This window comes from Schumannella soli, from assembly GCF_006517435.1.
Lineage (GTDB): Bacteria > Actinomycetota > Actinomycetes > Actinomycetales > Microbacteriaceae > Schumannella > Schumannella soli.
Genome location: NZ_VHQG01000001.1, coordinates 774,206 through 782,192, shown reverse-complemented (window position 1 = coordinate 782,192; position 7,987 = coordinate 774,206). Strand labels below are relative to the sequence as shown.

6 protein-coding genes are annotated in these 7,987 nt (G+C 71.9%); 5 read left to right on the top strand and 1 reads right to left on the bottom strand.

What is annotated here, in order from left to right; translation table 11 throughout:
* Positions 1-328: 328 nt before the first annotated feature.
* The 4 genes from FJ657_RS03530 to FJ657_RS03515 all read left to right on the top strand — a co-directional run bounded on the left by FJ657_RS03530 (position 329) and on the right by FJ657_RS03515 (position 5,680).
* Entirely contained in the window at positions 329-1,630 is a 1,302-nt protein-coding gene (locus FJ657_RS03530; RefSeq protein ID WP_141162263.1) for a HupE/UreJ family protein, read from the top strand.
* Between the two features lie 235 nt (positions 1,631-1,865).
* Positions 1,866-3,872, top strand: coding sequence for a purple acid phosphatase family protein (locus FJ657_RS03525; RefSeq protein ID WP_141162262.1), 2,007 nt, complete (start codon positions 1,866-1,868; stop codon positions 3,870-3,872).
* Between the two features lie 195 nt (positions 3,873-4,067).
* Complete coding sequence (locus FJ657_RS03520) at positions 4,068-5,222, top strand: WxL protein peptidoglycan domain-containing protein (RefSeq protein ID WP_141162261.1); 1,155 nt, start codon at positions 4,068-4,070, stop codon at positions 5,220-5,222.
* Positions 5,223-5,335: 113 nt separating this feature from the next.
* Complete coding sequence (locus tag FJ657_RS03515) at positions 5,336-5,680, top strand: TraR/DksA family transcriptional regulator (RefSeq protein ID WP_141162260.1); 345 nt, start codon at positions 5,336-5,338, stop codon at positions 5,678-5,680.
* 54 nt (positions 5,681-5,734) lie between these two features.
* On the opposite strand, the gene FJ657_RS03510 is transcribed toward FJ657_RS03515, so the two are convergent.
* A complete protein-coding gene (locus FJ657_RS03510; RefSeq protein WP_255447116.1) occupies positions 5,735-6,724 on the bottom strand; it encodes an alpha/beta hydrolase in 990 nt (329 codons plus the stop codon).
* 244 nt (positions 6,725-6,968) lie between these two features.
* On the opposite strand from FJ657_RS03510, the gene FJ657_RS03505 reads away from it, so the two are divergent.
* A complete protein-coding gene (locus FJ657_RS03505; protein WP_141162259.1) occupies positions 6,969-7,979 on the top strand; it encodes a LacI family DNA-binding transcriptional regulator in 1,011 nt (336 codons plus the stop codon).
* The last annotated feature ends 8 nt before the right edge of the window (positions 7,980-7,987 follow it).

Sequence of the window (7,987 nt, the reverse complement as noted above, 5' to 3'; positions counted from 1 at the left end):
TGCGGGGTGCGGGGTGCGGGGTGCGGGGTGCGGGGTGCGGGAGAGCGGTACGGCCGCCGAGCGAGGCGCCGTGGTCGACTCCGGGCCGGCGACGCCGAACGGGGCCACCCGCCAGGCGAAGGAAGTCTGACCGAGGCGTCGGGCCGCATCCACCGGATCGGGTGCCTGTTCGCCCTGCGTTCACCGACCCGACCCCGCGCGTTCTCGCGACCCGGCGAATCTCTGGCCGTCGAGCCTGAGCGATCCCGACCGACACCGTCGACAACGCTGCCTGCTGACCCTGCCGACCCTGCCGACCCTGCCGACCCCGCGAACCCCGGAAAGCCCCATGCCTCACCGCGCCCCCGCCGCACGTCCCGTCCGCCCGCTCGCGCGCTTCCGCCGCATCCAGCCGATCGCCGCGACCGCGCTCGCCGCGGCCGCCGCGCTGCTCGCGATCGTCGCGCCCGCGCTCGAGAGCGCACCGGCCGAGGCGCATGGCTTCACCTCCGTCGTCTACGCCGACGTCGCGGGTGATCGGGACGGCGCGGTGCACGCGACCCTGCAGCTCGAATACGACCTGCTCGTCGTCTCGGCGGCGGATGCGGCCGGCGGCGATGACGCGCTGTTCGGCGACGGCACCGATGCGTTCGACGCCCGCGACGAGCAGGCCGAGGTCGCTGCGATCCAGAAGCACGAGCCGGTCATCGTCGACTACATCGCGAAGCGCTTCCAGGTGAAGACCGGCAGCGGGGATGCGGCCGAGGTCTGCAAGCTGATGGCCACCGGCGACCTCCGCATGACCGTGCGGCAGGATGCGCCCTACCTCGTCATCCCCTTCGACGCCGCCTGCGCCGACAGCGCCGCCACGGCGCACGAGATCACGAGCACGCTGTTCCCCGACAGCGAGCAGTTCGTGAAGTCGACGAAGACGATCGTCACTTACGAGATCGACGGGCAGAAGGGCAGCGCCTCGCTGGATGCGCAGCAGCCCGCGTTCTCGACCGAGCAGAGCTTCGGCGAGCGGTTCTGGGAGTTCTTCCACCTCGGCGCCGAGCACCTGCTGACCGGCATCGACCACATCCTGTTCCTGCTGGCCCTCATCGCCGGATCGCGCCGCCTGCGCGAGGTCGTGCTCGCCGCGACGACGTTCACGATCGCGCACTCGGTCACGTTCATCCTCGCGGCGACCGGCGTCGTGTCGGCGCCGAGCGAGTTCGTCGAGCCGGTCATCGCGCTGTCGATCGCCGTCGTCGCCGGCTGGCATCTGTGGCGGCTCTGGCGTCAGCGCCGCACGCACGCGGTCGACCACCTGGATCAGGCGACCGGCTTCCTGCGTCTCGACCGCGCCGGCTGGCTGCGACTGCTCGCCGTGTTCCTCTTCGGGCTGGTGCACGGGCTCGGCTTCGCGAGCGCGCTCGGCATCGACGAGCCCTGGTCGTGGACGCTGCTGTGGTCGCTGCTCGTCTTCAACGTCGGCATCGAGGCCGTGCAGCTGGGCATCATCGCGATCGTCTTCCCGCTGCTCATGCTGCTGCGTCGCCGGGTTCCGACGGTCGGCCGCTGGGTGACCGGCATCGTCGCGGGCGGCGTCGCGCTCATGGGCCTCGTCTGGTTCGTCGAGCGCATCCTCGGCATCGACTGGATCTGACCCGTCTCGAGCGGGCGGATGCGGGCATCCACCCGCCGCGCCCGGCGTGCGAGAGACGCCGCGCGGGCGTGCACCGCGCGCACGCTTTAAGGCTCCTCCCAGGTTTTCACCCGGTGCAACTTCGCCACCGCCGACTGTTCGCCGCCTGTTCACCACCCGCCGCGACCGTGAACCTCGCACCACCAGCACCACCTCTGCACGAACCACCCCCACTCACTTCTCGGAACGGACACCCATGTCTTCCCCTTTCCTCTCGGACGCGCTCGTGCGTCCGCGTCGCCGCGTCGCCGCGGTGCTGACCTGCGCGGCTCTGGCCACGTCGGTCGCGCTCGGCGGACTCGTCGCCGCGGTGCCCGCGCACGCGGCTGACGCCGTCACCTCGTCGGGCATCGTGCTCGGCGTCGGCGCCGACGAGTCGCAGCGCATTGTCACCTGGTACACCTCGGCCGACACCGCACAGTCGGTGCAGCTCGCCCCGACCTCGCAGCTCGTCAACGGCGAGTTCCCCGCCAGCGCCACGCTGTTCTCGGCGACCGGCTCGACGAACATCGCCACCAGCGGCGGCTTCAACCGTCACGCCACCGTGTCGGGCCTCAAGGAGAACACCGCGTACTCCTACCGCGTCGGCTCGGCCGACGGCGGATGGTCGAAGGCCTACGCCTTCAAGACCCAGTCGTTCGACGGCGACTACGACTTCCTCTTCTTCGGCGACCCGCAGATCGGCTCGTCGGGCGACGCGGTCAAGGACGGCGCCGGCTGGGCCGACACGCTCAACGTGGCCACCGCCGCGAACCCGAACGCCGAGCTTCTCGTCTCGGGCGGCGACCAGGTCGAGACCGCGAACACCGAGTCGCAGTGGGACCAGTTCCTCGCTCCCGACCAGCTGCGTCAGGTGCCGTGGGCCGCGACCATCGGAAACCACGACGTGGGCGGCAAGGCCTACGACCAGCACTTCTCGACGCCGAACACCGACCGCAGCGCGGCCTACTACAAGGGCGGCACCGCGGGCACCGGCACCGAGTCGGGCGGCGACTACTGGTACATCTACAAGGACACGCTGTTCATCGACCTGAACAGCAACTCCTACGTCTCGAACAACGCGAACGGCAGCGGCGGCGACGCGGCGCACATCGCCTACGTGACCGACGTCATCCAGAAGCACCAGGCCGAGGCCAAGTACACGGTGCTCGTGTACCACCACTCGATCTACTCGGCGGCCGACCACGCGAAGGACGCCGACAACAAGGTGCGCCGCGTCGACTTCCCGACCACGTTCTCGAAGCTCGGCGTCGACCTGGTGCTGCAGGGCCACGACCACGTCTACACCCGCAGCTACGAGATCAAGAACGGGATCAAGGCCAACCCGGCCGAGCAGCCGAACCAGAACGAGGTCTTCCCCGGCCCCGGCGGCGTGATCTACGTGACCGCGAACTCGGCCTCGGGCTCGAAGTACTACGACATCACCACGCCCGACAACTCGGGCACGAGCGGCGCCGGCAACGGTCCCGACGCCCTGAACCCGCAGAACTACTGGTACAACTCGGTGCAGAACCAGGAGCACGTGCGCAACTACACGAAGGTCTCGGTGCAGAAGGACCAGCTCGTCGTGCAGACCATGCGCAGCGGAACCTGCGACGCCCCGAACGCGGCCGTCGAGCGCGGCAACGTCAAGTGGTGCGGCCCCGACAACGGCGCCTCCGCCGCCAAGGGCGTCGGCTCGATCGTCGACTCGGTCACCATCCACAAGGCGCACGGCACCGGCCAGGACATCCAGGTCACGGTTCCCGACGCGGCTCCCGGTGAGTTCGGCTGGACGATCGACGGCCGCAACGGCCTCGTCGACCTCGGCACCGCGTCGACCGACGTGAACAGCGACTTCTTCGCGGCGAAGGGCTCGATCAACCCGATCGCGGTCAGCGACTCGCGTCGTGCGCTGTCGCCCTGGTCGATCTCGGCCTCGGTCGGCGACTTCCGTGACGGCACCAAGACCTTCTCGGGCAAGTACCTCGGCTGGACGCCCAAGCTCGTCCAGCCCGGTGCCGGAGCGGTCGCGGGCGCGGCGATCAAGTCGGGCTACGACGGCGGCGACGGCCTCTCGGTCGCGCGCAACCTCGCGGCGGCGGCCCAGGGTCACGACCGCGGCACCGCCAAGCTCGGCGCCGACCTCGACCTGAAGATCCCTGGATCGACGGGCAAGGGCTCGTACCGCGCGACCCTCACCATCACGGCGCTGTCGAGCTGACGCTCTGACTCGGTCGTCATGACCGCGCTGAACAGCTGACGCCCGGTGGGGCGGGTGCACGGCATCCGCTCCGCCGGGTTTCGGCCGTTCATCCGGAGGCCTGGATGCGCGCCGCACGCCGGCCGCATCCGCGCTCCATCTCCCCTGAACCCCCTACCCGTTCCCCTGAACCCCCGACTTCCCGAGGATCACGCCATGACCGCGTCCATCCGCCCCGCCCGCCGCGCCGGCGCCGGCATCCGTCTCGCCGCCGCCGGACTCGCCGCGCTGCTCGCCGCCGGCGCCGCCGCGGCGCTCGCGCCCGCCTCCGCCGCGCACGCCGCCGACGACGACGTCACCTGGACCGTGCGCACCGCCGCCAACGACTTCGGCGCCGACCGCACCGCCTACGGCTACACGATCACGCCCGGCGAGAAGGTCGACGACGCCCTCGTCGTCGCCAACCACGGGGATGAGGCGCTCGACCTGGGCGTGTACGCCGCCGACGGCTATACGACCGACAGCGGCCAGTTCGACATCCTCGCCGCCGATCAGAAGTCGAGGAACCTCGGGCTCTGGGCCGTGCCGAAGGACGACCGCGTCGTCGTGCAGCCCGGCCAGAGCGTCGAGTTGCCCTTCACGGTGAGCGTTCCGAAGAACGCGACGCCCGGCGACTACGTCGGCGGCATCGTGACCTCGCTCGTGCAGCCCGACGCGGACCAGGGCATCAACGTCGACCGCCGGCTGGGCGTGAAGATGTCGGTGCGCGTCGGCGGCGACCTGACGCCGTCGCTCGCGATCGAGAGCGGATCGGTTTCGTACGGCGGCGGGCTCAACCCCTTCGCGGGCGGCGACGCGACCGTGCAGTACACGCTGCACAACACCGGCAACGCCGTGCTGTCGGCGCACCAGGAGGTCACGCTGACCGGGCCCTTCGGCTGGTTCCCGGTGTCGCTCGGCGAGATCGCCGAGCCGCCGCAGCTGCTGCCCGGCGACAGCTGGGACGTGAAGCTGACCGGTCACGACGTGCCCGCGGTGTTCGCGTTGTTCGGCACCGTCAAAGTCACCCCGCTCGTCGTCGACGCCGCGAAGTCGACCACCCCGCTCGCCGACGTCGAGCAGACCGTCGTCGGGCAGGCCGTGCCGTGGACGCTGCTCGTCGTCATCCTCGTCATCGCCGCGCTCGTGGTGCTCCTGCTGCGGCGTCGTCGCCGAGTCGTCGCGGTCGCGAAGTCGCGGGAGGACGAGCGGGTCGCCGAGGCCGTCGAGAAGGCGCTCGCGGCCGAGAAGGCGAAGAAGGGCGTGGCTGAGGATGCGGATGCGTCGGAGAAGAAGCCCGAGGCGGTTCCGGTCGGCTCGGTCAAGGACTGACGCGCGTTCTCGGCACGGTCCGCGCGGATCGCCACCGAGACGGCGGAGAAGTGGGATCGTGCTGAGAAACGAGGCCCGGGCGCGGTGTCGGCGGCGCGGCGCACACTGAGGGCATGGATGCCCGTGCGCTCATCGCCGACCGCCGCGCGGTCGTGCGCGAGAAGCGGGATGCGGTCGAGCGCGAGCTGGTGAGCATCCGCGCCGCTCGCGGCGAGTGGACCGATGAGGAGCACGACCCCGAGGGCTTCACCCTCACGCACGAGTGGTCGCGGCTCGAGGGCAGCCGTGCCGAGCTGGAGACGGAGCTGGCTGAGCTGGATGCGGCCGACGCGCGCGTCGCATCCGGCGCCTACGGCGTCTGCGCGCGCTGCGGCCAGCCGATCCCCGAGGCGCAGCTCGAGCGGCGGCCGGCCCGCACGCTCTGCGTCGCCTGCGCCGACCGAGTCGCTCGTCGCTGACCTGGTCGGCATCCGGGGCGATCGCGCCGCCCACCGTCGACTGCGATCGATGTTTCAGAGGCGCGCGGCCCAGCCGGCGATGAGCTGGATGCCGCGGGCGAAGTCGGGGTCGTCCGGTCGGTGCAGGAACGCGTGCCGGCTGCCGGGCAGCACGTGACGCTCGAGCGGCACCGCGTGCTCAGCGAGCTCGGCGGCGAAGCGCTCGCCCGAGGCGCGCAGCACGTCGTGGTCGGCGTCCAGCATCAGCGTCGGCGGCAGGCCGGCGAGGGGATGCCCGCCCGGGAACGCCCTCGGGTCGGCGAGAGCCGCGCGCGACCCCGCGTAATTGAGCATCATCAGGGCGTAGGTGGGCGGGATGTGCGTGTACCGCCGATAGCCGGTGACGCGCGATCGCAGCTCGGCCGAGCGCGGCGGCATCGCCGCGTGGAAGACGCCGTAGGCGAGCAGGAGCCCGCGGATCGGCGCGGCCAGGGCTCTCGGGGTCGGGGCGCTCGACGCATCCGGCCCCGCCAGCGAGTCCGGCGTGTCCCGCGTCGCCAGCGCATCCAGCGCGGCGGCCGCCGCCAGGCAGGCGCCGGCGCTCGCGCCTCCGAGCAGCACCCCGCCGGCGCTCGCCGCGTCGGCTTCCGCGTTCGACTCGGCGCCGGGCCAGGGAGTCGCCGCCGCGAGAGACCGACGCCGCGCATCCGCCAGCACCGCCGCCACGTCGTCGACGGGGATCGGGTGCCGCACGACCCGTGCACGCGGCGAGGGACGCAGGAAGCTGGTGCGCCCGGTGAGCCGGTAGTCGACCGTCGTGACCGGGATGCCGCGCGCGGCGAGCGCGAGGCCGACGGCGTGCGACTCGAGCTGGTCGAGCCCGCCCGAGACGAAGGCGCCGCCGTGCAGCCAGATCAGCGGCGGCGCGATCGCGGCGACGTCCGCGGGCGGCGAGTAGCGACGCACCGGCACCGGGCCGTGCGGGCCCTCGACCGCATCCGCGGTCATCGCAGCCTCGGCGATGACCGGCGCGGGGATGCCGTCGTGCGCTGAGTCGAGAGGCATCTCGCGACCGTAGCAACGTCACCTCGGAGTCAGCCCGATCGTGCCAGCACTCGCCCACCTGATCTCCGAGGGGGCGCAGAGGCCCCGTCGAGAGCCGATATCGGCGGGCTCTCGGGGCCTGTGCGACCCCTCACGATGCATGCGAACGGCGCGAGGGCCGAGCTGATGCCGAGGCGGGCCACGTGGGGCATCGTGCGGGCACCGCCGCAGGATCGCGCCCGACGCGCGCACTAACCTTCGACTCATGGATCCGGTGCGCGCGCCCAACATCAGGGACGTCGCGCGCGTCGCCGGGGTCTCGTACCAGACGGTCAGCCGTGTGCTCAACGACAGCCCGAGCATCCGGGTCGAGACGCGGCAGCGGGTCGAGGCGGCGATCGCCGAGCTCGGCTACCGGCCGAACCCGGCCGCGCGCGCGCTCGTCGCCGGACGTTCGCGCACGATCGGGCTGCTGTCGGCATCCACCGCCTACTACGGTCCGGCGACGGCGATCACCTCGATCGAGGCGGCCGCCCGCGAGGCCGGCTACCGCATCAGCATCACGAGCCCGGCATCCAGCGACTACGCCTCGGTCGCGGCGAGCGTCGAGTACCTGCTCGGGCAGGGCGTCGAGGCGCTGGTCGTCGTCGCGCCGCAGGTGCGCGTGTTCGAGGCGGTGCGCGCGCTCGGGCTCTCGGTGCCGGTCGTCACACTCGAGTCGGCGGCGATCTCGGATGCGCCGAGCAGCCTCAGCGTCGACCAGGTCGAGGGCGCGCGGGTCGCCACCCGGCACCTCATCGAGCTCGGGCACGAGGAGATCCTGCACATCGCCGGTCCGCAGGACTGGATCGAGGCCGAGGCGCGCATGCAGGGCTACCTGCGCGAGCTCGACGCGCACGACCTGCGCACGCGTGCGCCGATCCTCGGCGACTGGTCGTCGGCCTTCGGGTACTACGCCGGGCTCGAGCTGCTGCGGGTGCGGGACTTCACGGCGGTGTTCGCCGGCAACGACCAGATGGCGCTGGGGCTGCAGCACGCCTGCCGCGACATGGGGCTGGATGTTCCGGGCGACATCTCGATCGTCGGCTTCGACGACATCCCCGAGGCAGCGCACTTCGCACCGCCGCTGACGACGGTGCGCCAGAACTTCCCTGAGCTGGGGCGCCGTGCGCTCTCGCTGCTGCTCGCGCAGCTGCGCGGCGAGGCGCGAGCCGACCACTCGATGGTGCCGCCCGAGCTCGTGCTGCGCGCCTCCACCGCACCCCCGCGGCGCTGACCCCCACG

What these genes read in the sequence shown, in the direction of transcription:
- FJ657_RS03530 (WP_141162263.1), top strand. Translation starts at nt 329, where the DNA reads ATGCCTCACCGCGCCCCCGCCGCACGTCCCGTCCGCCCGCTCGCGCGC.
- FJ657_RS03525 (WP_141162262.1), top strand. Translation starts at nt 1,866, where the DNA reads ATGTCTTCCCCTTTCCTCTCGGACGCGCTCGTGCGTCCGCGTCGCCGC.
- FJ657_RS03520 (WP_141162261.1), top strand. Translation starts at nt 4,068, where the DNA reads ATGACCGCGTCCATCCGCCCCGCCCGCCGCGCCGGCGCCGGCATCCGT.
- FJ657_RS03515 (WP_141162260.1), top strand. Translation starts at nt 5,336, where the DNA reads ATGGATGCCCGTGCGCTCATCGCCGACCGCCGCGCGGTCGTGCGCGAG.
- FJ657_RS03510 (WP_255447116.1), bottom strand. Translation starts at nt 6,724, where the DNA reads ATGCCTCTCGACTCAGCGCACGACGGCATCCCCGCGCCGGTCATCGCC.
- FJ657_RS03505 (WP_141162259.1), top strand. Translation starts at nt 6,969, where the DNA reads ATGGATCCGGTGCGCGCGCCCAACATCAGGGACGTCGCGCGCGTCGCC.